Origin of the sequence: Micromonospora sp. C28ISP2-4, assembly GCF_030519385.1 — a bacterium.
GTDB classification, from domain to species: domain Bacteria; phylum Actinomycetota; class Actinomycetes; order Mycobacteriales; family Micromonosporaceae; genus Micromonospora; species Micromonospora tulbaghiae.
Genome location: NZ_JAUMKG010000006.1, coordinates 415634 through 438911, shown reverse-complemented (window position 1 = coordinate 438911; position 23278 = coordinate 415634). Strand labels below are relative to the sequence as shown.

Sequence of the window (23278 nt, the reverse complement as noted above, 5' to 3'; positions counted from 1 at the left end):
CACCCACCCGGACGGGTGCCGACAGAGCCGGCGCAGCTGCCTTCGCTATTTACAGGGTTTGATGTCAGCGATAACATTCTCGCCATCCCTGCTTCGTGGCGCCGCCGTCCGGGAAACCCCGGCGCCGCAGCCGGGCGGCGACGCGGACGGCGACCCCGTCGACCGCCGGACCCACCACCCATGAGCGCCCGCCGGTGACATGCCGGCCCCTCCCCATGCCGTGCCGCGTGCGTCCCCGTGCACCACGGGCGACGCCGTGCGATCGGCGGGCCGCTCCCAACCGGACGCCGGCACGGCCGGCGCCCGGCGACCGAGGAGGATCAGTGCGCAGATGGACCAGACGGACGCTCGCCGTCCTGGGCGTCGCGGCGGTGGCGCTCGCCGCAGCAGTCACCGACCAGGCCGTGGCTCCACGCCCCGCCCGGGCGCTGGACAACGGCGTGGCCCGCACGCCGCCGATGGGGTGGAACACCTGGAACACCTTCGGCTGCAACATCAACGAGACCCTCATCCGCCAGACCGCCGACGCGATCGTCGCCAACGGCCTGCGCGACCTCGGGTACAAGTACGTGGTCGTGGACGACTGCTGGTTCAACCCGAACCGGGACTCGCAGGGCAACCTCCAGGCGCACCCGCAACGGTTCCCCAGCGGGATGAAGGCGCTCGGTGACTACCTGCACGCCCGCGGTCTGCTGTTCGGCATCTACCAGGTACCGCTGGACAAGACCTGCGCCCAGGTCGGCGGCGCGTTCCCCGGCGCCACCGGCAGTCTCAACCACGAGTACCAGGACGCCCGGCAGTTCGCCGCCTGGGGCGTCGACTACCTCAAGTACGACTGGTGCTCCGGCACCGGGACGATCAACGACCAGGTGGCGCGGTTCGGCATCATGCGCGACGCGCTGGCCTCCACCGGCCGGCCGATCGTCTACAGCATCAACCCCAACAGCTACCACGCCAAGACCGGGCCGCAGCGCAACTGGAGCGACGTGGCCAACCTCTGGCGGACCACCGAGGACATCACAAACGCCTGGAACACCGGCCAGACCAACGGCTACCCGATGGGCATCCAGAACATCGTCGACGTGACGGTGCCGCTGGCCGGGTACGCCGCCCCGGGCGGATTCAACGACCCGGACATGCTCGAGGTCGGCAACGGTGGCATGAACGACACCGAGATGCGCAGCCACTTCGCGCTCTGGTCGATGCTCGCGGCGCCGCTGATGATGGGCAACGACGTACGCTCGGCGAGCGCGGCCACGCTGGCGATCCTGCGCAACGCGAACCTGGTCGCGATCAACCAGGACACGCTCGGCCGCCAGGCGGTCCAGGTCTCCTTCGACGGCACCCGGCGGGTGCTGGCCAAGCCGCTGGCCAACGGCGACGTGGCTGTCGCCCTGTTCAACCAGGGCAGCTCGACCACCACCGTCTCCACCACGGCGGCGGCGGTCGGCAAGAGCGGCAGCTCGTTCACGTTGCGCGACGCCTGGACCGACGCCACCTCCAGCAGCACCGGCGCGATCTCCGCCAGCGTCCCGGCGCACGGCACGGTGGTGTACCGGGTCAGCGGCGGCGGCACCACCACCCCGCCGCCGGTCCCGACCACGTTCCGACTGCGCAGCGAGTCGTCCGGCCGGTGCCTCGACGTCGACAACGCCGGCACCGCGAACGGCACCGGAACGCTGATCTGGGACTGCCACAACAACGCCAACCAGCAGTTCACCGCCAACGGGCAGGCGTTGCAGGTGCTGGGCAAGTGCCTGGACGTGCCGACGAACGCGACGGCCGGCACGCGGGTGCAGATCTGGGACTGCAACGGCGGCACCAACCAGCAGTGGACGATCAACGGCAACGGCACGGTGAGCAACGTGCGCTTCCCGTCCCTGTGCCTCGACGTCGACAACGCGGGCACCGCCAACGGCACCCGGGTGATCGTCTGGACCTGCCACGGCAACACCAACCAACGGTGGAGCCGGGTGTGAGCGGCTGCGGCCGGTGAACGGCGGTCGGCCGGACGAAGGGGCGAGCGTCCGGCCGGCCGTCACCGGGCGCCGGCGGCCCGGCGCTTGTTCCAGATGTCGAACGCCACCGCGACGAGCAGCACCAGTCCCTTCACCACCGACTGGACGGACTGGTCGACGCCCATGAGCTGCATACCGTTGCTCATCACCGCCATGATCAGGCCACCCACCATGGCGCCGACCACGGTGCCGACGCCGCCGGTGACGGCCGCGCCGCCGATGAACGCCGCAGCGATCGCGTCCAGCTCGAACATGTTGCCCGCCGCCGGCTGGGCCCCGTTGGACCGGGACGAGTAGATCACGCCCGCCACGGCGGACAGGAAGCCCATGTTGACGAAGATCCAGAAGTTGACCCGCTTCACCCGTACGCCGGACAGCATCGCCGCGGGCAGGTTGCCGCCGATCGCGTACACCCGGCGGCCGAACACCGTACGGCGGGTGAGCAGGCCGTAGATCAGCACCAGCACTGCGAGCACGATGAGCACGATCGGCAGGCCGCGGGCGTGGGCGAGCTGCCACGCGAACCACATGACCACGGCGCCGACCACCACGATCCGCAGGACGAACAGCGGGAACGACTCGACCGGCTGTTCGTGGCGCACCCGGGCGACGCGGGTACGGAACACGCTCACCGCGTACCCGACCACGGCGAACGCGCCGATGAACAGCGTGAAGGCGTCGTAACCCTGACCACCCAGCAGGCCGTTGAGGAAGCCGGCGGCGACCCGCTGGTACTCCTCCGGGAACGGCGACAGCGAGATGTTGTCCAGCACACGCAGCGTCAGGCCACGGAACAGGAGCATGCCGGCCAGGGTGACGATGAACGCCGGGATGCCGGCGTACGCGACCCAGAGCCCGTGCCACGCGCCGACCGCGACGCCCACCGCGAGCGCGGCCAGGACACCCGCCCACCAGGGCATGCCCTCGCGGATGACGAGCACCGCCGAGACCGCTCCGGTGAGCGCCACCACCGATCCCACCGACAGGTCGATGTGCCCGCCGATGATCACGATGACCATGCCGATCGCGAGCACCAGGATGTAGGAGTACTGGAGGACGATGTTCGTCAGGTTGCCGGGGCTCAGCGAGACGCCGTCGGTGAGGACCGCGAACAGCGCCACGATCACCACCAGGGCGATGTAGATGCCGCTCTGCCGCAGGTTGCCCAGGATCAGCGCGCGCGGGTCGCTGGTGCCGGTGTGCAGGGTCGCCGCCGCGCCGGTGTCCGGGGTGGCGATCTTCGAGGCGGGGGGAGGCTTCGTGCTGGTCATCGGACGAGATCCCTGTCCTTGGTCATGAGTTCCATCAGGTTCTCCTGGGTGGCCTCGGCCACCGGCGTCTCCCCGGTGATCCGGCCCGCCGCCAGGGTGTAGATGCGGTCGCACATGCCGAGCAGCTCGGGCAGTTCGGAGGAGATGAGCACGACGGCCTTGCCGTCGGCCACCAGCCGGTTGACGATCGTGTAGATCTCGAACTTCGCGCCCACGTCGATGCCGCGGGTCGGCTCGTCGAGGATCAGCACGTCCGGGTCGGTGAACAGCCACTTCGCCAGCACGACCTTCTGCTGGTTGCCGCCGGAGAGCTTGCCCACCACCGACATCACGGTCGGCGCCTTGATGTTCATGTCGCGCCGGCCCCGCTCGGCGACCTGGATCTCGCGGTTGCCGTCGATCCAGCCGCGCCGGGCCAGCTTGTCGAGCGCGGCGGCCGAGACGTTGCCCCGCACGTCGTCGATGAGGTTGAGGCCGTAGTGCTTGCGGTCCTCGGTGGCGTACGCGATGCCGTTGGCGATCGCCTCGGCCACCGTGCGCGCCCGAACCTCGCGGCCCTTGACGAACAGCCGGCCGCTGATGTCCCGGCCGTACGCCCGGCCGAACACGCTCATCGCCAGCTCGGTGCGCCCGGCGCCCATCAGGCCGGCGATGCCGACGACCTCCCCGGCGCGCACGTGCAGCGAGGCCCGGTCGACGACCAGGCGGTCCTGGGTCGGGTGGCGCACCGACCAGTCCTCGATGCGCAGCACCTCGTCGCCGGGCGTCACGCTGCGGGTCGGGTAGAAGGCGGCCAGGTCGCGGCCGACCATGCCGCGGATGATCCGGTCCTGGGTGACGCCGCCGTCGGACATGTCCAGCGTCTCGACGGTACGGCCGTCGCGGATCACAGTGGTCGAGTCGGCGACGGCGGTGATCTCGCCGAGCTTGTGCGAGATCATGATGCAGGTGATGCCCTGGTCGCGCAGCCGGCGCATCAGGTCCAGCAGGTGCGCCGAGTCGACGTCGTTGAGGGCCGCGGTCGGCTCGTCGAGGATCAGCAGCCGCACCTTCTTGGACAGCGCCTTGGCGATCTCCACGAGCTGCTGCTTGCCGACGCCGAGCTGGATGACCGGGGTGACCGGGTTCTCGTGCAGCCCGACCGACCGCAGCAGCGCCGCGGCCTCCGCGTTTGTGCGGTGCCAGTCGATGAGGCCGCCGCGGCCGCGGCGCTCGTTGCCGAGGAAGATGTTCTCGGCGATCGACAGGTACGGCACCAGCGCCAGTTCCTGGTGGATGATGACGATGCCGCGGGCCTCGCTGTCCTGGATCCCCCGGAACCCGACCGGCTCGCCGTCGAAGACGATCTGGCCGTCGTAGCTGCCCACCGGGTAGACCCCGGACAGCACCTTCATCAGGGTGGACTTGCCCGCGCCGTTCTCGCCGCAGATCGCGTGGATCTCGCCGCGCCGTACGGCGAGCGAGACGTCCTGCAGCGCGGTCACGCCCGGGAAGGTCTTCGTGATGCCACGCATCTCGAGGATGTGATCGCTCATGGGTATCCGTCCTGCTCGTGGTCGTGGTGTCCGGAGCGGACGGGCCCGGTGGCGCGGGTGGCCGCCGGGCCCGTCGCCGCGGGTCAGCCGGCCCGGCCCGCCGCGACCTCCTGCTCGGTCAGGTAGCCGGAGTCGATCAGGACGGACTTGATGTCCTCCTTGTAGACGGTCTGCACCGGCAGCAGGAACGCGGGCACCACCTTGACGCCGTTGTTGTACGCCTTGGTCTCGTTGGCCTTCGGCTCCTCCTTGCGCAGGAACGCCTCGGCGGCGATCACCGCCTGCTCGGCCAGCAGCCGGGTGTCCTTGAACACCGTCGAGCTCTGCACGCCGTCGTTGATCAGCTTGACCGAGGCGACCTCGGCGTCCTGGCCGGTCACCACCGGCATCTTCTTGGCGCCGCCGCGGTAGCCGGCGTTCTGCAGCGCGGTGATGATGCCCCGGGACAGGCCGTCGAACGGCGACAGCACGCCGTCGACCTTGCTGCCGTCGTTGTAGCTGGAGGTGAGCAGGTCCTCCATCCGCTTCTGCGCGGTCTCCTGCTGCCAGCGCAGGATGGCGGCCTGCTCGATCTTGGTCTGCCCGGACTTGACCTTCAGCGTCCCGGCGTCGAAGTACGGCTTGAGCGTGTCCATCGCGCCGTTGAAGAAGAACCCGGCGTTGTTGTCGTCGAGCGAGCCGGCGAACAGCTCCACGTTGAACGGGCCGGTCGCGGTGCCCTTGGCGCCGTCCTTGGTGAGCAGGCCGAGCCCGACCAGGAGCGCGTTGGCCTGCGCCACGCCGACCTTGTAGTTGTCGAAGCTGACGTAGAAGCTGACGTTCGGGCTGTTGCGGATGAGCCGGTCGTAGGAGATGACCGGGATCTTCGCCGCCGCGGCGGCCTGGAGCTGGCCGCTGAGCGCGGTGCCGTCGATCGGGGCGATGACCAGCACGTCCGCGCCCTGGGTGATCATCTGGTCGATCTGCTGCGACTGGGTCGGGATGTCGTCCCCGGCGTACTGGAGGTCGACCTTGTAGCCCTTCGCCTGGAGCTTCTCCTTCACCGAGTTGCCGTCGGCGATCCACCGTTCCGAGGTCTGCGTCGGCATCGAGACGCCGATCGTCAGGTCGCCGGGCTTGGCCGAGCTGGTGTCTCCGCCGCCTCCCGCGCCCTCGCCGCTGCAGGCGGCCAGGCTGATCGCGAGCGCGGCACCGCTGAGTGCGGCCAGAAGTCGTCTGCGCACGAGCGTCCTCCCTGTCGTGGCGGTCCCTGTGACACAGGTAACCCTCACGGGGAGTGTTAACGCTCACAAGTTGCCCCGTCAACCAATCGCGCGAAATGCGCATGTCTCTTTCTCGTAACAGAGACGGCAGTCCAGGTCGGACGGGACGACGTGACGGGGCATCGCGGGAGCGGCGACGCGGCGGGGCGGCGACGTGCCGCCCCCGCGGTGGCCCGGCTCAGGTCGCGGAGCAGGTGGGCGTCATGCCCGATCCGCTGCCGTTGCCCTGGAACCCGAACTCGGTGCTCTGACCGGCGCCGAGCTCGCCGTTGTAGTCGACGTTCGTGAACCGCACCGTGCCGCTGTTACCGCTCGCGGTGGCGCTCCAGGTGTTTGTGATGCTCGCGCCGCCCGGCAGCGTCATGGTGACCGTCCATCCCCGGGTGCCCGACGAGCCGGCTGTCACCTTCACGTTGGCGACGAAGCCACCGGTCCAGGAGTTCAGCGTCACCGATGCCGTACACCCGCCCTGACCCGGCGGCGGCGTGGTCGGGTTGTTCGGCGGCGGGGTCGTGGTCGGCGGCGGCGGGTTGTTCCCGCCCGCGTTGAGCGCGTCCAGCACCGCGTTGTACGCCGCCTTCTTGTTGCCCGAGCAGTCGAACAGCAGCGCGTTGTCCGAGCCGCGCCACGAGTCGCAGTCCCGCACGCCCCACACCGTGATGCCGGTGCAGCGCGACACCGCCAGGCAGGCGCGGGTGACGGTGGCGTAGATGTTCGCCTGGTTCCCGCCGGTCATCACGTCCAGCTCCGTGATCTGCACCTCCACGCCCAGGTCGGCGAAGCGCTGGAGGTTGGCCTGGTAGTCACCGGGAATCGTGGTGCCCAGGTGCGACTGGAAGCCGACGCAGTCGATCGGCACGCCACGCGACTTGAAGTCGCGCACCATGTTGTAGATGCCCGTCGACTTCGCGTTGATGCCGTCGGTGTTGTAGTCGTTGTAGCAGAGCTTCGCGCCCGGGTCCGCGGCGCGGGCCGCCCGGAACGCCGCCTCGATCCAGTCGTTGCCGGTGCGCTGCAGGTTCGAGTCGCGGCGTCCGCCGCTGCCGCCGTCGGCGAACGCCTCGTTCACCACGTCCCAGGCGTAGATCTGCCCGCGGAAGTGGGTGGCGACCTGGGTGACGTGGTTGATCGCGGCGTTGCGCAGCGCGCTGCCGGACAGGCTCTGCGCCCAGCCCGGCTGCTGCTGGTGCCAGAGCAGGGCGTGCCCGCGCACCGACATCCCGTTCGCGCGGGCGTGGCTGACCAGCCGGTCGCCGCCGGTGTAGGTGAACCGCCCCTGCTGCGGCTCGGTGGCGTCCCACTTCATCTCGTTCTCGGCCACCACGGAGTTGAACTCGCGGTTCAGCACCGTGGCGTACGTGTTGTCGGACAGCTTGCCGGTGGCGACAGCGGCGCCGAAGTAGCGGCCCTTCTCGGCCGCCGCCGCGCGCAGCGTGGTGCCCGCGCTCGCGGCCGGCGCCAGGGCCACAGCCATCCCGGCGGCGAGCGCGCCGGCCAGGATGCCGGTGGTCAGCAAGGCTCTCTTTCGTCTCATGCGGATTCCTCTTCCGGGGGTTGCGCGATGGTGGTGTGCGGCTCCTCGACCCCCGCGTCCGGTGGCGGTGGTGTCGAGGTACGACCAGCGCGGCTCGCCCGGTGAGCCTTGCGGCGCTCGTGCCCTGCCATCGACTGTGAGCGATAACATCCCCCGGCGTCAACCCCCGCGGGCGCCCCGGCCCTAGGGATACACGTCCTCGTGCGCCTTGCGGTAGTCGACGATCTCGCCCACCCGTCCGGCGGCGGCGTGCGTCACCCACGCCGGGTTGCCCAGCAGCGCGCGACCGAGCGCCACCAGGTCGAACTCCCCGTCCGCCAGCCGCGCGGCCAGGCCCGCCACCGACTCCGGGCCGTCCGGGCGCAGGAAGTCCCGCCGCAGCCCGACCGAGCCCACTGTGATCGACGGCAGACCGGTGAGACGCTTCGCCCAGCCGGCCAGGTTCAGCGCCGAACCGGGGAACGCCGGCTGCCAGAAACGGCGCTGCGAGGCGTGCAGCACGTCCGCGCCCGCCTCGGCGAACGCGGTGAGGATCTGCGCCAGCTCGGCCGGGCTCTCGGCGATCCGCGCGTCGAACGCCCGCTCCTTGAACTGGGAGAACCGCACGATCACCGGGCGGGGAGCCGGGACCTGCGCGCGTACCGCACGCACCACGGCGGCCGGGAACGCCGCCCGCCGCGCCGGGGAGCCGCCGAACGCGTCGGTCCGGCGGTTCGTGTACGGCCACAGGAACTCGTCCAGCAGGTAACCGTGCGCGGCGTGGATCTCGATCGCGTCGAACCCGGCCCGCACGGCGACCGCTGCCGCGTCCGCGTACGCCGCCAGCAGCACGTCCGCGTCCGCTGCGGTCATCGCGTGCGGCGCCGGGCGACCCGGCTCGCGTACCCCCGAGGGGGTCCAGGCCGGACGGCCGTCCACCGGCTCGCGCAGGCTGCCCAGGTGCCACAGCTGCGCGGCGATCCGGCCGCCGGCGGCGTGCACCGCCTCGACCACGCCCCGCCAGCCGGCCTCCGCGGCGCCGGCGGTCATCCGGGGCACCGTGTCCTCGTGCCCGGCGCTGGGATGGTCGACGAGCACGCCCTCGGTGACGACGAGGCCGATGCCGGCCGCGGCGCGGCGCCGGTAGTAGTCGGCCATCTCCGGCGTCGGCACGCCGCCCGGCGCGCGTTTACGGGTCATCGGCGCCATCACGAAGCGGGACGGCAGCGGCAGTCCGGCGACGGTGACGGGTTCCAGCAGCGGCGCCACCGGCGACGCGGTGTCCAGGGTCGCGTTCATGGACCCGACGCTAGGAGTTGACACCGGTGTCAAGGGCAAGCCCTCAGGCGGCCGGATCCCGGGTGTCCTCGGTCACCGTCATGTCGGACACCACGTCGTCGAGCACCGCGACGGCGTGCGCGAGCCGTGCCATCTCGGCGGTCATCCGGGCCCGCTCCTCCCGCAGCCGGTCGGTGAGCCACGAGGTGCGGATCTCCGGATCGGTCACGCAGGGCAGCAGCTCGGCCATCCGGCGGCTGCTCAGCCCGGCGTCGAACAGCCGCTGGATGAGCCGGACCCGGTCCACCGCCGACTCGGCGAAGACCCGCTGCCCGCTCGCGGTGCGCACGGCGGCGAGCAGGCCCTGCTGCTCGTAGTACCGGATGGACCGGGCGCTGACCCCGGTACGCGCCGACAACTCCCCGATCCGCATCGCGCCTCCCCGCTCGCCGCACATCCATCATCGAGCATGCCGCGCCGGTCAGGACAGCAGCTCGACGTACCCGTCGGTGCCGTGCACCCGGATCCGCCCGCCGTCGCGGATCAGCCGGGTCGCGTCCGGCACCGCCACCACGGCCGGCAGGCCGTACTCCCGGGCGATCACCGCGCCGTGCGTCATCAGGCCGCCCACCTCGGTCACCAGGCCGGCGGCGCCCACGAACAGCGGCGTCCAGCTCGGGTCGGTGTGCGCGGTGACGAGGATGTCGCCCGGCTCCAGGTCGGCGCCGGCCAGGTCCGTCACGACCCGCGCCCGTCCCTCGACGACGCCGGCCGAGACCGGCAGCCCGACCAGGGCGCCGGCGGGCGCGTCGTCGCGACGGTACGAGCCGTTGAGCGCCTCGCCCTCGGAGGTGAGGACCCGGGGCGGGGTGAGCGCCTGGTGCGCCCGGAACTCCTCCCGGCGCCCGCGGATCAGCCCGGCGTCGACCCGGCCGGTGGCCGCCACCTCGCGGAACTCGTCGAACGTCAGGTAGAAGACGTCCTCGGCAGCGGTGAGCACACCGGCGCGCGCCAGCCGGCCGGCCTCGGCCATGAGCGCCTGCTTGTAGACGGAGTAGCGGCTCACGATGTCGTACTTCGGGTACTCCCGGTAGCCGACGAACGTCCGTACCCGCTCGATCATCGCCTGCGTCTCGGCGGCCTTGCGCTCACCGTCGGGCAGCGCGCGCAGGCGGTCGAGCACCTCCCGGGCCTTCGCCTCGGCCCGCTCCCGGCCCTGCGCGAAGCGGCGCGCGGCGGCGCCCGGGGCGAAGTTGCGGACGTTGTCGAGGATCAGCGGCACGAGCGTGGCCGGGCGTTCGCTCCACCGCGGCCGGGTGATGTCGATCTCGCCGACGCAGCGCATGCCGTACCGGTCGAGGTAGCCCTCGATGGCCTGGCGCGCCTGCGCGCCGCCCGGCAGTTTCGGCAGGTCGTCCAGGAAGCCGTCGTCGGCGACGTCCCGCAGGAACGTCACCACCTCGGGGTACGCGCGGATCACGTCGGCCACGTCGAGCAGCGCCAGCCCCATCTCGGAGGTGACGTTGCCGGGCGCGGACAGCGTGAGCGTGTCGGCCGCGTCGCGCTCGCCGAGCCACTCCCCCAGCTTGTCGTTGAGCCACCAGGTGGCCTGCATCCCCGCCATGATCGCCTGGCCGCTCAGCGGATCGGTGAGCACCCGCTTGTGCTCGGCGAACGCCTCGGTCAGGAAGTCGAACAGCTCGGGTCCGGACCGGGTGCCGACGTCGCGGCGCAGCGCGGCGACTGACGCCTGGCTGCGCTCGACGAGCGTGGCGACGAGCGCCGGGTCGGTGTCGATCGGCTGTGGCGGCCCGCCGGCGGGCGGGCCGGCCGGGTCCGGGTCCGGCGCGACCGGCACGACGCCGCGGGCGAGGACCGTCTCCAGCGCGTCCCGGGTGAGCGGGTCGGCCCGGCCGATCATGCCCAGGAACGCGGTACGACCCGCCGCCGTGGACAGGTGCGGCGTGGCGTCGACGAACAGCCGGCCGCCCGCCTCGTGCATCGGGGCCATGGCGGTCAGCCGCCACATCGACAGGCCCAGCGGCTTCATGGCGTCGGTCATCATCTGCTGGTGGCCGACCGACAGGTAGACGTGGAACCGCCCGTCGGCGGCGGCCGCCGGCACCGGGAACAGCGTGGTGATCGGCCGGCTCTGCAGGACGTGGATGTCGTCCCCGGTGATGGCCCACTCGATGTCCTGCGGGCGGCCGAAGTACGCCTCGATCCGCCGGCCCAGCTCGGCGAGGCGTACCGCCTGCGCGTCGGTCAGCGCGGGAGACGCCTGCCGCGCCGGGTCGACGGGCGTCTCCCGGGTGCCGCCGCCGGGCACCGCGTGCACCGCCCGCGACTTCGCGCCGATCGTCCGGCCGGCCACAGCGCCGTCGCGCACCGTGAAGACGTCCGGGTTCACCAGGCCGGAGACCAGGGCCTCGCCGAGCCCGAAGCCGGCCTCCACCGAGACCACCGTCCGGTTCCCGGTGACCGGGTCGGCGGTGAACATGATCCCGGCCGCGTCCGGGAAGACCATCCGCTGCACCACCACTGCCATGTCCACGGCCCGGTCGTCGATGCCGTGGCGCCGCCGGTAGGTCACCGCCCGGTCGGTGAACAGCGAGGCCCAGCAGCGGCTGACGTGCCGCAGCACCTCGGCCGTGCCCACCACGTTCAGGTAGGTGTCCTGCTGGCCCGCGAACGAGGCGGTGGGCAGATCCTCCGCCGTCGCGCTCGACCGCACCGCGTACGCGGCGTCCGGACCGAGCCGGGCCAGCGCGGCGGTGACCGCCGCCGCGACGTCGCCCGGCAGCGCGGTCCGCTCGACGGCGCGACGGACCTCGGCGGCGGCCGTCCGGATCGCCGCCGGGTCGTCCGCGTCCGCGCGGGCGAGCCGGTCCAGCGGACCGGCCAGCGCCGGCGTCCGCGCCACCAGCCGGAAGGCGTCGGTGGTGACGCAGAAACCACTGGGTACGCGCACCCCGTCGATCCGCGTCAGCACCCCCAGATGCGCGCCCTTGCCACCGACCGCGCCGATCCGCGTCTCGTCCACCTCGTGCAGTTCCCACACATACCGTCCGGTCATGCCGTGCCCCCGTTTTCGCAGCTCAACCCGCGTCGGCCGATGATTGTGCGGCATGACCGGGGCCTTGCGGCAAGACCCGGGGTGCGATATATGTTGATAGTGGCGAGGAGACCTGTCTCCTTGCCTTTCGTTTTGTGGTCGCCGTCCCCCTGCCCCGGCCCGCCCCCGGCACGTGAGCCAGATCTCCCCGCCCCTGGTGGAGTGGCGTGGGCGCCACGGGGCAAGAAGCGGCCACGGGGCCGCGGTGCGACGCGGCCCGGACGAGCGGGATCGGGTGGGGTGGGGGAGACTCGTGCGATGAGCGGCGCTGACACCGACCCGCGTACGCGTGCCGACGTCTTCGCCGTCGACGGGGAGATCGGGCCCGACCTGGCGCGGATCGACTGGTCGGCGCACCCCCTGGGCCCGCCGGACACCTGGCCGCAGAGCCTGCGGACCGCGGTGCGGATCCTGCTGTCCTCCCGATTCCCGATGTGGATGGCCTGGGGGCCGCAGCTCAGCTTCTTCTGCAACGCCGCCTACCGGCGGGACACGCTCGGCCGCAAGTACCCGTGGGCGCTGGGGCGTCCGGCGAACGAGGTGTGGGCGGAGATCTGGGACGACATCGGTCCCCGCGTCGACACCGTGCTGCGCACCGGCGAGGCGACCTGGGACGAGGGTTTGCTGCTGTTCCTGGAGCGCGCCGGCTACCGGGAGGAGACGTACCACACGTTCTCCTACAGCCCGCTGCGCGCCGACGACGGCAGCCTGGTCGGGATGCTCTGCGTGGTCAGCGAGGACACCGAGCGGGTCATCGGTGAGCGGCGGATGGCCACGCTGCGCGACCTCGGCTCGGACCCGAGCGTCATCCGCACCGAGCAGGAGACGCTCGCGTTCGTCAGCCGCCAGCTGGCGCGCAACCCGCAGGACCTGCCGTTCACCCTCACCTACCTGTACGACGACGACGGCGGCGCCCGGCTGGTGGAGGCGACCGGGCTGGCGGCGGACCACCCGGCGGCCCCGGCCACGCTGTCCCCCGGCGACCCGGCCGCCCCGTGGCCGGCCGGCGCCCTGACCGAGGGCGATCCGGTGCGGGTCGCGCTCGACGGCCCCGCCTTCACGGACCTGCCGGCGGGTGTCTGGCCCGCCGCGCCGGCCGAGGCGCTCCTGGTGCCGCTGCGGCAGCAGGGCGGCGCGCCGTACGGGTTCCTGGTCGCCGGGCTGAACCGCTACCGGGCGCTGGACGACGGGTACCGCGGCTTCGTGGAGCTGACCGCCGGGCATCTGGCGACCGGTATCGCCAGCGCCCGCAGCTATCAGGCGCAGCAGCGGCGCGCCGAGGAGCTCGCCGAGCTGGACCGCGCGAAGACCGCGTTCTTCTCCAACATCAGCCACGAGTTCCGCACCCCGCTCACGTTGATCATGGGGCCGCTGGACGAGCTGCGCGGCCGGTTGCCGGAAGCCGACGATCAGGTCCGCGCCGAGCTGGACGTCATCCGCCGCAACGGGCTGCGCCTGGGCAAGCTGGTGAACAGCCTGCTCGACTTCTCCCGCATCGAGGCCGGGCGGATGCAGGCCCGCTACGAGCCGGTGGACCTGGCCGCTGTGACCGCCGACCTGGCCAGCGTGTTCCGGTCCGCGATCGAACGGGCCGGCCTGTCCTTCGAGGTCGACTGCCCGCCCCTGCCCGAACCGGTGCACCTGGACCGCGGCATGTGGGAGAAGGTGGTGTTGAACCTGCTCAGCAACGCGCTGAAGTTCACCTTCGACGGCACGATCCGGGTGGAGCTTCGCGGCGAGGGCGAGACCGTCGTGGTGCGGATCTCCGACACCGGCATCGGCGTACCCGCCGACGAGATGCCCCGCCTGTTCGAACGGTTCCACCGCATCGAGAACGCCCGCTCCCGCTCCGGCGAGGGCAGCGGGATCGGCCTCGCTCTGGTCAAGGAGCTGGTCACGCTGCACGGCGGCCAGATCGACGCCGAGAGCACAGTGGGCCGGGGCACCACCTTCACGATCCGGCTGCCGTTCGGCACCGCGCACCTGCCCGCCGACGCGCTCGCCCCGGCGGGCACCGGGCGGACGCCGGCGTCGGCCGAGCCGTTCGTGCAGGAGGCGCTGCGCTGGCTGCCCGCCGATCCGGACGCCGCCGTCAGCGGGGACGACCCGGCCGGCGTGCCGGTCCAGCCGCTGCCCGGCGGGGCGCCGGCCCGCGTCCTGGTGGCCGACGACAACGCCGACATGCGGGAGTACCTCACCCGGCTGCTGCGTACGGCCGGGCACGAGGTGCAGGCGGTCGCCGACGGGCGGGCCGCGCTGGACGCCGCCCGCGCGCGGACCCCCGACCTGGTGGTCAGCGACGTGATGATGCCCCGGCTCGACGGTCTGCAACTGGTGGCCGCGCTGCGCGGCGACCAGCGTACGGCCGGTACTCCGGTGCTGCTGCTGTCCGCCCGCGCCGGTCAGGAGGCCTCGATCGAGGGGCTGGAGGCCGGTGCCGACGACTACCTGGTGAAGCCGTTCCCGGCGGCCGAGCTGCTGGCCCGCGTCCGCGCGAACGTGGAGCTGGCCCGGCTGCGCAACCACCACGCCCGCTGGCGTACCGCGCTCGTCGACTCGTTGCAGGAGGCCTTCTTCGTCTGCGACGAGGACGGCGCGGTGGTGGAGATCAACGCGGCGTTCACCGCGATCCTCGGCTACGGGACCGAGGGGCTGCCCTATCCGGCGGTGCACCCGTGGTGGCCGGACCGGGAGGCCGAGCCCGAGGCGCACCGCCAGGTGGCGGCCGCGTTCTCGACGCTCGTGGGGCAGACCCGGGGCACCTACACCGTGCCGGTGACCCACCGCGACGGGCACCGGATCTGGATCTCGGCGGCGTTCAACCGGGTCGACGACCCGGACAACGGCCGCCGGATGATCGTCGGCACTTTCCGCGACGTCACCGCCGAGCACTACGCGGTGCAGCGGGAGACCGCCCTGGCCGGGCTCAGCATGCGGCTGTCGCAGGCGGACGACCTCACCGACGCGCTGCTCGGCGTGCTGGACGAGCTGCGCAAGCTGTGGCGGGCGGCCGGCGTGCTCACCGCCGTCTTCGGCGGCCTGCCCGCCCCCGACGTGACCGCCACCGACCCGGCGGCACGGTGGGAGACGTTGCCGCCGGAGCGCCGGCAGGCGTTGCTCGCGCTGCGGGACACTCCGCTGCTGACCCCGGTGGCGACGCGTACCCACGGCGCCGGCATCGCCGTCGAGCACCCGGACGGCACCATGGCGCTCTGGATCGACCTGGGCGAGAAGCGGCCGTTCACCGAACAGGACCAGACCCTGCTGGCGCTGCTGGCCGGCCACATCGGTCAGGCGCTGCACCGGGTGCACCAGATCGACCAGCAGCGGGAGACCGCGCTGGCCCTGCAACGGGCGATCCTCGGTCCGGCGCAGCTGCCCGCCGGCTTCGCGGTGCGGTACTCCCCCGCCGCGATGCCGCTCAAGGTCGGCGGCGACTGGTACGACACCGTCGAGCTGCCGGACGGGCGCATCGGCATCGTGGTCGGCGACTGCGTGGGACACGGCCTTCAGGCCGCGACGGTGATGGGGCAGCTGCGCAGCGCCTGCCGCGCCCTGCTGTTGCAGGACCCGAGCCCGTCCCGGACGCTCGTGGCCATGGACCGGTTCGCCGCGCTGCTGCCCGGCGCGTCCTGCGCCACCGTCTTCTGCGGTGTGCTGGACCCGGCCACCGGCCTGATGCGCTACTCCAGCGCCGGTCACCCGCCGGCCATCGTGGTCCGCGCCGACGGCACTCCCGAGCTGCTGCAGCACGGCCGGTCCCGGCCACTGGCCGTACGCCCGGGCCAGGAGCGCCCGGAGGCGGAGGCGACGGTGCAGCCACGCGCCACGCTGATGCTCTACACCGACGGCCTGGTGGAACGCCGCCGCCAGCCGATCACCGCCGGCATCGCCCGCGCCACCGACGCCATCCAGCAGGGACACCAGGCGCCGGTCGAGGTCCTGGCGACCGAGATCATGGAGCGGCTCACCCCGGACGGCGGCTACCACGACGACGTGGCGCTGCTGCTCTACCGCCACCCCGGGCCGCTGGAGCTGGAGTTCCCGGCCGAGTCGACCCGGCTGGCCGAGGTCCGCACCGCGCTGCGCGGATGGCTGGACCGCTGCGGGCTGGCCCCGGGCCACGCCTACAACATCCTGGTGGCGGCCGGCGAGGCGTGCGCCAACGCGATCGAGCACGGGCACCGCGACGATCCGGGCGGGCGGATCCGGCTGCGCGCCGCCGCCACGGCCGGCGACCTGCGCCTGAGCGTCACCGACAGCGGCCGATGGCGGGACCGGAACCGGCCCCCCGACCCGCACCGCGGCCGGGGACTCGTGCTCATGCGCGCGCTGATGGACGACATCAGCGTCACCCCGGCGGCCACCGGCACCACAGTCGACATGCAGGCGAGGATCAGGCCATGAGCACGTCCCTGACGCTGACCACTAGCGACAGTCCCGACGGCGCCCGGGTGCTGGCCGCCGTCGGTGAGATCGACATGAGCAACGCGTCCGCCTTCGCCGACGCGCTGGCCGAAGCGGTACGCCCCGGCGGGGAGCCGCTGGTCGTGGACCTCACCAAGGTGGAGTACCTGGACAGCGCCGGGCTGGCCGCGTTGTTCCCGCACGCCGACCGGATCGCGCTGATCGCCGGCCCGCTGCTGGAGCCGCTGCTGACCATCTCCGGGCTGGCCGACCTCACCACGGTCCGCAGCGCCTGACGCCGTCGCGGCGTCAGGCGCTGTGACGGCGTCAGGCGCCGTCCGGGCGTCAGGCGCCCTCGCGCACGATCACCAGCGGCGAGTGGGCGTGGTGCAGCACCGCGTGGCTGACCGAGCCGAGCAGCAACCCGCCCAGCGCGCCACGGCCGTGTGCGCCGACCACCACCAGCTGGGCGTCCCTCGACTCCTCCACCAGCACCCGGGCCGGGGTGCCGCGGATCGACCGCTGCCGCACCGGCACGTCCGGGTAAGGCTCGGCCCACCCGGCGATCGACTCGGCGACGACCCGCCGGGACTCCTCGGCGAAGGCCTCGGGGTCGTACACCAGCGGCAGGATGTCGCCGGGGCCGATGGGAGTGGGGTACAGCCAGGCGTGCACCACGATCAGCGACGCGCCCCGGCGAGCGGCTTCCTCGTACGCGAAGCCGACCGCCGCGGTGGACAGCTCGGAGCCGTCCACACCCACCACGACCGGGCCGTCGGCGCGCGCCTCGCCGCGCGTCACCAGCACCGGGCAGTGCGCGCGGGCCGACACCTGGAGCGTGACCGAGCCGATCAGCAGGCCGGCGAACCCGCCCAGGCCGCGGTGGCCGAGCACGATCAGCGCCGCGCCCCGGGACTCGGCGACCAGCACCGCCGCGGGCGCGCCGTCGACCACCACGCCGGTGACCGGTACGTCCGGCGCGACCTTGCCGGCCTCGGCGACCGCCTCGGCGACGCACCGTTCGGCCTGGTTGCGCAGGCCGGCGCCGGCGGGCGCACCCGGGGCCGGGGTGAGCGGCGCGCGGGTCAGCGGCCAGATGAACGCGTGCACCACCTGCAGCGGCCGGTTCCGGTCGGCGGCCTCGCGGGCTGCGACCCGGACCGCGTCCAGCGAGGCGGCGGAGCCGTCCACACCCACCACGACGGGGGCCTGCGCGTGGATCGTCATGACGTCCTCCTTCACTCGTCCTCAGCCTGCCCGTCAGGCGGCCGGCCCGGCAGGGTCCGGGGTCCCGGCCCGAGGGCCGTTGGTCCCGCGAAAGCGGCGGGTCAGCCGCAGCACCAGCCCGGGCAGCACGCCGATCGCGGCGCACGCGAGCAGGTCCAGCGCGCTGAGCGGGGACGTGCCGAGCAGCTCGCGCAGCGGCGGCAGCAGCACGCCGGCCACCTGGAGGACCGCGGAGATCGCGACCGCCACCGGCAGCGCGAGGTTGCGCTCCCGGGAGCCCGGGGTACGGATCGCGCGGACCGCCAGCGCCACGCCGAGCTGGGCCAGGCCGAGCACCACGAACACCACCGACTGCCACGGCCGGTCGGCCGCCGCGGCCCACACCCCGGCACCGAGCGTCGCCGCGGCGATCAGCCCGCCGGTGAGCAGCACGTCCCGGCCCAGGCCGGCGCCGAGCACCGACTCCTGCGGAGAGCGGGGCGGCCGGCGCAGCGTGCCCGGCTCGGCCGGCTCCGCGCCGAGCGCCACGCCGGGGACGCCGTGGGTGAGCAGGTTGATCCAGAGGATCTGCGCCGGCAGCAGCGGCACCGGCAGGCCGAACAGCGGACCGAGCAGCATCACCGCGATCTCGGCGACGCCACCGGCGAGCGCGTAGCGCAGGAACCGGCGGATGTTGTCGTAGATCCGGCGGCCCTCGCCGATGGCGGTCGCCACAGTGGTCAGGTCGTCGTCGACGAGCACCAGGTCGGAGGCCTGCCGGGCCACCTCGGTGCCGCCGCCCATCGCCACGCCGATGTCCGCGCGGCGCAGCGCCGGGGCGTCGTTGACGCCGTCGCCGGTCATCGCCACCACGTGCCCCCGGGTCTGGAGGCCGGCGATGATGTCGAGCTTCTGCTCCGGCTGGGTCCGCGCGTACACCCGGGTGTCGGGGTGGGCCCGGCCCAGGTCGCCGTCGTCACCGTTGGCGAGCGGGTCGCCGTCGCGCCAGAGCCCGAGCCGTCCGCCGATGGCGGCGGCGGTCGCCGGGTGGTCGCCGGTGATGAGGACCAGCCGGATGCCGGCCTCCTCGAAGCCCGCGGCGATGCCGGGCGCCGCGGCGCGCAGCGGGTCGCCGACCGCGACCAGGCCGAGCGGGCGCAGGCCAGCCGGCCGGGCCGGGTCGGGCAGGGTGTCGACCACGGCGGAGGCCACCGCCAGCACCCGTAGGCCTTCGGCGGCGAGCCGGTGCGCGGCGTCGGTCAGCTCGGCCAGTTCCGCGGCGTCGGCGTCCACCAGCGGCGCGGCCAGCAGGTTCTCCGGGGCGCCCTTGCAGACCACCAGGTAGCGTCCGTCGCAGCGGCGGTGCACGGTGGTCATCCGGCGCAGGTCCTGGTCGAACGGGGCCTCCGCCACCCGGGGCCAGGCGTCGCGGGTGGTGTCCGGGTCCAGGCCGCAGCGGGCGCCGAACGTGACGAGCGCCGCCTCCAGCGGGTCACCGATCGCTGTCCACTCCGGCCGCTCGTCGGTCGGTTGCGTCACTGTGGCGTCGTTGCAGAGCAGCCCGGCCCGGGCGAGGGCGCGCAGCTCGTCGGGGGCGCTCACCGGCTCGCCCCGGTGGTGCACCTCGCCGTCGGGCGCGTAGCCGGTGCCGGTGACGGCGTAGCGGTCGCGGCCGGGGACGACCGCGTACTGCACCGCCATCCGGCCCTCGGTGAGCGTGCCGGTCTTGTCGGAGGCGATCACGGTGACCGAGCCGAGGGTCTCGACCGCGTGCAGCCGGCGGGGAATGGCGCGGCTGCCGGCCATCCGGCGCGCGCCCAGGGCGAGCGCCAGCGTGACGACGGCGGGCAGCGACTCCGGCACGGCGGCCACCACGAGGCTGACGGCCGTGACCGCCATCTGCGTGACCGGCCGCCCGTCGAGCACGCCGATGGCGAAGACCAGCCCGGAGAGCACCACGGCGGTCAGGCCGAGCACCCGGCCGAGCGAGGACAGGCGTCGTTGCAGCGGGGTGGGCGCCGGCCGGGTCGCCGCGACCAGCGCGCTGATCCGGCCCAGCGCGCTCGCCGCGCCGGTGCGCGCCACGGTTCCGGTGGCGCGGCCGGTGGTGACCACCGTGCCGGCGCTCGCCTCCTCCCCCGCGACCCGGGCCACCGGCACCGACTCGCCGGTCAGCGCCGACTCGTCCAGGCTGAGGCGTACCGCGTCGGTGAGATCGAGGTCGGCGGGCACCACGTCGCCGGCCTCCAGCCGGACCAGGTCGCCGCGGACCAGGTCGGCCGCGGGCAGCACGAGGTCACGGCCGTCGCGGACCACACGCGCGGTCGGTGCCGCGAGCCGGTCAAGCGCGGCGACGGCCCGGTCGGCGCGTACCTCCTGCACCACGCCGATCGCCGTGTTGATCAGGACGACCAGCACGATCACGGCGGTGTCCGGGTAGTCACGCAGCAGCGTGGTCACCACGGCGGCGGCCAGCAGCAGCGCCACCAGCGGGTCGGTGAGCTGGCGGAACACCCGGCCGGCCAGCCCGCGCTTGCGCGGGGCGGCCACCGTGTTCGGCCCGTCGGCGCGCAGCCGGGCGGCCGCCTCGGCCGAGCCGAGCCCGGTCGCGAGGGCCGGAGAGATCTCGGTGGGCGTCGTCGCTGTACCGGGCCCGCCGTTGATCACCACATCGTCCTCCATGTCGTCGCCGCCCGTGCCGGGCAATCCCAGCATGCCGCGCGGACGGGCTCGGATCGCAGGGCCGAGGGCCTGTCGGATCCGGGACCAACGGCCCCCGCGTACGGGGCAGCGCGGCGCCCGGCTCGCCGGTAACGTCCGCGCGGTGAACCGGACACGCAGCGCTCACGGGTCGAATCGTCCGTCCCGTCACCTGTGGATCCGCTGCGCGCTCGCGGTGCTCCTCCTCGCGTCGGCGGGGTGCGGGAAGGGGGTCGGGGAGGAGAGCGGCGACGCGCTGGCGCGCGACACCGCGGCGGCGGAGGCCAAGCAGCTCAACACGGAGCTGGGCCACCGCAACCGGGTGCGCGACGCCGGGTCGATCGCGGCGGCCGAGATCGTCCGGAAACCGGAGGACGCCGCGTCGGGCGGCGGTGCGACGCTCCGGCGGGAGGCGCTGGCCTGGTCCGGCCGCACCGCCGGAGACGAGCGGGCGACAGTCGACGTGCGGTTCGTGGTGACAGTGCCGGAGCGGCCGCCGGTGTCGATCGGTGGCGCGAGCAACAGCGCCGGTGAGGCCACGCGCTGCTACCGCTACGAGTTCGAGCTGTACCGCTACACGACGTACCACGAGATCGACTGCCCGAGCGGCGCCGCTCCCCCGCCACCGACCGCCGCGCCGGTGCCGGCGGTGCCGGCGGACGGGCAGCAGCGGCTGACCGCCGTGCTGCGCACCGCCACCCCGGACACGCTGGCGGGCGCGGTGCGGGCGGCCTTCCCGCAGGACTGGATCACTGTCGACACGACAGTGCACGAGGGCGCGCTCGTCGCCGCCGTGGGCGTACCCGCGGAACGGGACTGCCTCCTGCTCGTCCGCACGCCGGCCGGGAGGATCGAGTCTCCCGGGTACGACCGGATCTGGCTGGAGCCCGGCGAGATCGGCTGCCGGACCGCCCTCTACGTGGCGCCACCGCGCTGACGTACCGGTTTGCCGGGCGACCGCCGGGGCACCTGACGGTCATGACTGATCCGGAGCAGTTCCAGCGGCAGCAGGAGGGCGCGCTCGAGCGCGGCCAGGTGTTCCAGGACGCCGAGGGGCGGCGTACCCGGGATCCGGGCGCCGGGGCGGAGAACGCGGAGAGCGAGGCCGACCGCAACGCCGAGCACCTGGCGCGCGGCGAGGTGGGCCCGGGCGTCCCGGAGGAGTGACGCCCGGCGAGGAAGTGTCAATGTAGCGTTGACCGGTGAGCCTGGCCCGCCTGTCCGAGATCGCCGCGGCCCGGGCCCGGCTGGACGACCGCGAGCTGGACCTGATCGACAGGGCCCGGCACGACGGCGCCACCTGGGCCGAGATCGCGCGGGCGCTGGACCTGGGCAGCCGGCAGGCCGCCGAGCAGCGCCGGCAGCGTCTCGTGACGGCCCGGCGGGGCCGCCTGTCCGCGCTCGACCCGGCCGCCTCCCCCGACGTGCCGGCGCTCCGGGCGACAGTCGCCGACCTGCACCGCTGGATCGAGGCGGACCGCTCGTGGGACGCCCGTTTCCCCCGCGCCGCGTTGACGCGCCGCACCTGGGCGCTCGCGCTCGACGCCCCGGCCGGGCCGCTGTACGCGCTGGCCGCGCACCTCGCCGACGACCTTGCCGGGGCCGGGCGCGGGCTGCCGGGCCCGGTGCGCGATTGCGCCAGACGCATCACGGCCGCCTTGTCAACGGGACATTGACACAGCTCGAAGCTATTGCTCCATCCCGGCTCAAGTCCCGAGGATGAGTCCTCCAGACTCAGCTCTCGGGGGACTCATGCGCCGCAACGCCGTCCTGTTCGTGGCCGTCTCGCTGCTGGCCGGCCTCGGCGGCAGCGCCATGGCCCTGGTCTCCGGCATCTGGATTCTGGACCTCACCGGCTCCACCGGGCTCGCCGCGCTGGCCGGTCTCTGCGTCTACGCCCCGACGCTCGCCGGACCGTGGCTCGGCGGCCTGCTCGACCGGGTGCCCCGACGCCCCCTGGTGATCGGCGTCAACCTCGCGCTCGCCGCCGCGCTGCTGAGCCTGCTGGCGGTACGAGGGTCCGGTCAGACGTGGCTGATCTACGCCGTCTCGCTCGCCTACGGCATCGGCTACGTGCTCGTCGACGCCGGCGAGACAGCGTTGCTGCCCGCCGCGCTCCCCCCGGCCCGGCTGGCCGACGTCAACGGCTGGCGGTCGAGCGCACAGGAGGGCACGAAGCTGGTGGCGCCGCTGGCCGGGGCGGGCCTGTACGCGTGGCGGGGCGGGCACGTCGTCGCGGTGCTCGCCGCCGCCGTACCGGTGCTCGTGGCCGCCCTGTACGGCGCGTTGCGCCTGACCCGGACCGTCCCCGCGCCCCCGGCCGCACGCCGGGCGGGAGTACGGGACGGGCTCACCGCGCTCCTGGCCCGGCGGGCGGTACGCGTACCCGTGGCGCTCGCGGCGGTGTCCATCGCGATGTCCGGCTTCACCACCGCGGCGCTGTACGACGTGGTGGTGACCGCCCTGGCGCTGCCGTCGACGTTCCTCGGTGTGCTGGCGAGCGCACAGGGCGCCGGGTCGCTGCTCGCCGGACTCCTGGTCGGCCGGCTCGCCCGTCGCCACGGCGAGATCGCGGTCGGTGTGGCGGGCGCGGTCCTGTTCGCCGCCGGCTGTCTGGGGCGCTGCCTGCCGTGGTGGCCGGGCACCGTGGCCGCCTCGGCGGTGGCCGGCGTCGGTCTGCCGTGGACGCTCGTCGCGGCGGTCACCGCCGTGCAGACGTACACGCCACCGGCGATGCTGGGGCGGGTCGCCGGGACGGCGAACACGGCGATGTTCGGCCCGATCACGCTGGCCATCCCGCTCGGATCGGCGGCGGTGGCCGCCGGCGGCCGGCCGCCGCTCGTGGTCGCCGCCGTGGTGTGCCTGGCCGCCGCCCTGGCGGCGGCTCACGGCGGACGCCGCCGGGGAGGATCCGCCACCGAGGCGCGGGCCGGTGACGAGGCCCGGGTCCGGGCCTGACCGCATGCGGCCCGC

The 23278-nt window shown here is 73.6% G+C and carries 16 protein-coding genes; 7 read left to right on the top strand and 9 right to left on the bottom strand.

Annotated features, from left to right (window positions below):
• Positions 1-323 precede the first annotated feature (323 nt).
• Positions 324-1979: a ricin-type beta-trefoil lectin domain protein gene (locus tag Q3W68_RS22960; protein ID WP_302907421.1), complete on the top strand. Its 1656-nt coding sequence runs from the start codon at positions 324-326 to the stop codon at positions 1977-1979.
• A gap of 59 nt (positions 1980-2038) precedes the next feature.
• Here the strand turns inward: Q3W68_RS22960 and mmsB are convergent, their stop codons facing one another.
• The 7 genes from mmsB to rph form a co-directional block, all read right to left on the bottom strand.
• Positions 2039-3289 (bottom strand): multiple monosaccharide ABC transporter permease, encoded by a 1251-nt coding sequence (gene mmsB, locus Q3W68_RS22955; protein WP_302907420.1) that lies wholly within the window; start codon positions 3287-3289, stop codon positions 2039-2041.
• Positions 3286-4824 (bottom strand): multiple monosaccharide ABC transporter ATP-binding protein, encoded by a 1539-nt coding sequence (gene mmsA / locus Q3W68_RS22950; protein ID WP_302907419.1) that lies wholly within the window; start codon positions 4822-4824, stop codon positions 3286-3288. The genes mmsB and mmsA overlap by 4 nt, the downstream gene beginning before the upstream one ends.
• Before the next feature lie 83 nt (positions 4825-4907).
• Entirely contained in the window at positions 4908-6047 is a 1140-nt protein-coding gene (chvE, locus tag Q3W68_RS22945) for a multiple monosaccharide ABC transporter substrate-binding protein (protein ID WP_071094585.1), read from the bottom strand.
• Between the two features lie 217 nt (positions 6048-6264).
• The gene (locus Q3W68_RS22940; RefSeq protein WP_302907418.1) at positions 6265-7620 is read right to left on the bottom strand and encodes an endo-1,4-beta-xylanase; all 1356 of its coding nucleotides are present in this window, start codon (positions 7618-7620) and stop codon (positions 6265-6267) included.
• 183 nt (positions 7621-7803) lie between these two features.
• Positions 7804-8898, bottom strand: a complete 1095-nt coding sequence (locus tag Q3W68_RS22935) for a 12-oxophytodienoate reductase (RefSeq protein WP_302907417.1) — start codon at positions 8896-8898, stop codon at positions 7804-7806.
• A 43-nt stretch (positions 8899-8941) separates the two neighbouring features.
• On the bottom strand, positions 8942-9310 hold the full coding sequence (locus tag Q3W68_RS22930) for a MerR family transcriptional regulator (protein ID WP_302907416.1): 369 nt from the start codon (positions 9308-9310) through the stop codon (positions 8942-8944).
• Between the two features lie 48 nt (positions 9311-9358).
• Complete coding sequence (gene rph, locus Q3W68_RS22925) at positions 9359-11953, bottom strand: rifamycin-inactivating phosphotransferase (protein ID WP_302907415.1); 2595 nt, start codon at positions 11951-11953, stop codon at positions 9359-9361.
• A gap of 297 nt (positions 11954-12250) precedes the next feature.
• Between rph and Q3W68_RS22920 the strand changes: the two genes are divergently transcribed.
• Both Q3W68_RS22920 and Q3W68_RS22915 read left to right on the top strand, forming a co-directional pair.
• On the top strand, positions 12251-16399 hold the full coding sequence (locus Q3W68_RS22920; RefSeq protein ID WP_302907414.1) for a SpoIIE family protein phosphatase: 4149 nt from the start codon (positions 12251-12253) through the stop codon (positions 16397-16399).
• On the top strand, positions 16396-16695 hold the full coding sequence (locus tag Q3W68_RS22915) for an STAS domain-containing protein (protein ID WP_302907413.1): 300 nt from the start codon (positions 16396-16398) through the stop codon (positions 16693-16695). Before Q3W68_RS22920 ends, Q3W68_RS22915 begins: the two co-directional genes overlap by 4 nt.
• Before the next feature lie 49 nt (positions 16696-16744).
• Here the strand turns inward: Q3W68_RS22915 and Q3W68_RS22910 are convergent, their stop codons facing one another.
• The gene (locus Q3W68_RS22910) at positions 16745-17626 is read right to left on the bottom strand and encodes a universal stress protein (protein ID WP_302907412.1); all 882 of its coding nucleotides are present in this window, start codon (positions 17624-17626) and stop codon (positions 16745-16747) included.
• Positions 17627-17659: 33 nt separating this feature from the next.
• Positions 17660-20320 carry a cation-translocating P-type ATPase gene (locus Q3W68_RS22905; protein WP_368045760.1) on the bottom strand — a complete coding sequence of 887 codons (2661 nt, stop codon included), beginning with the start codon at positions 20318-20320 and terminating at the stop codon, positions 17660-17662.
• Positions 20321-20429: 109 nt separating this feature from the next.
• Here Q3W68_RS22905 and Q3W68_RS22900 point away from each other — a divergent pair, with 109 nt between their 5' ends.
• From Q3W68_RS22900 to Q3W68_RS22885, 4 genes are all read left to right on the top strand, one after another.
• On the top strand, positions 20430-21242 hold the full coding sequence (locus Q3W68_RS22900) for a hypothetical protein (protein ID WP_302907410.1): 813 nt from the start codon (positions 20430-20432) through the stop codon (positions 21240-21242).
• Positions 21243-21283: 41 nt separating this feature from the next.
• Positions 21284-21472 (top strand): ribonuclease, encoded by a 189-nt coding sequence (locus tag Q3W68_RS22895; RefSeq protein ID WP_302907409.1) that lies wholly within the window; start codon positions 21284-21286, stop codon positions 21470-21472.
• A 35-nt stretch (positions 21473-21507) separates the two neighbouring features.
• Positions 21508-21981, top strand: coding sequence for a hypothetical protein (locus Q3W68_RS22890; protein ID WP_302907408.1), 474 nt, complete (start codon positions 21508-21510; stop codon positions 21979-21981).
• 76 nt (positions 21982-22057) lie between these two features.
• Positions 22058-23263: an MFS transporter gene (locus Q3W68_RS22885; RefSeq protein ID WP_302907407.1), complete on the top strand. Its 1206-nt coding sequence runs from the start codon at positions 22058-22060 to the stop codon at positions 23261-23263.
• Positions 23264-23278: the final 15 nt, after the last annotated feature.

Coding starts and splice junctions, on each gene's coding strand:
- mmsB (WP_302907420.1), bottom strand. CDS start 3,289: ATGACCAGCACGAAGCCTCCCCCCGCCTCGAAGATCGCCACCCCGGAC.
- mmsA (WP_302907419.1), bottom strand. CDS start 4,824: ATGAGCGATCACATCCTCGAGATGCGTGGCATCACGAAGACCTTCCCG.
- Q3W68_RS22940 (WP_302907418.1), bottom strand. CDS start 7,620: ATGAGACGAAAGAGAGCCTTGCTGACCACCGGCATCCTGGCCGGCGCG.
- Q3W68_RS22935 (WP_302907417.1), bottom strand. CDS start 8,898: ATGAACGCGACCCTGGACACCGCGTCGCCGGTGGCGCCGCTGCTGGAA.
- Q3W68_RS22930 (WP_302907416.1), bottom strand. CDS start 9,310: ATGCGGATCGGGGAGTTGTCGGCGCGTACCGGGGTCAGCGCCCGGTCC.
- rph (WP_302907415.1), bottom strand. CDS start 11,953: ATGACCGGACGGTATGTGTGGGAACTGCACGAGGTGGACGAGACGCGG.
- Q3W68_RS22920 (WP_302907414.1), top strand. CDS start 12,251: ATGAGCGGCGCTGACACCGACCCGCGTACGCGTGCCGACGTCTTCGCC.
- Q3W68_RS22915 (WP_302907413.1), top strand. CDS start 16,396: ATGAGCACGTCCCTGACGCTGACCACTAGCGACAGTCCCGACGGCGCC.
- Q3W68_RS22910 (WP_302907412.1), bottom strand. CDS start 17,626: ATGACGATCCACGCGCAGGCCCCCGTCGTGGTGGGTGTGGACGGCTCC.
- Q3W68_RS22905 (WP_368045760.1), bottom strand. CDS start 20,320: ATGCTGGGATTGCCCGGCACGGGCGGCGACGACATGGAGGACGATGTG.
- Q3W68_RS22895 (WP_302907409.1), top strand. CDS start 21,284: ATGACTGATCCGGAGCAGTTCCAGCGGCAGCAGGAGGGCGCGCTCGAG.
- Q3W68_RS22885 (WP_302907407.1), top strand. CDS start 22,058: ATGCGCCGCAACGCCGTCCTGTTCGTGGCCGTCTCGCTGCTGGCCGGC.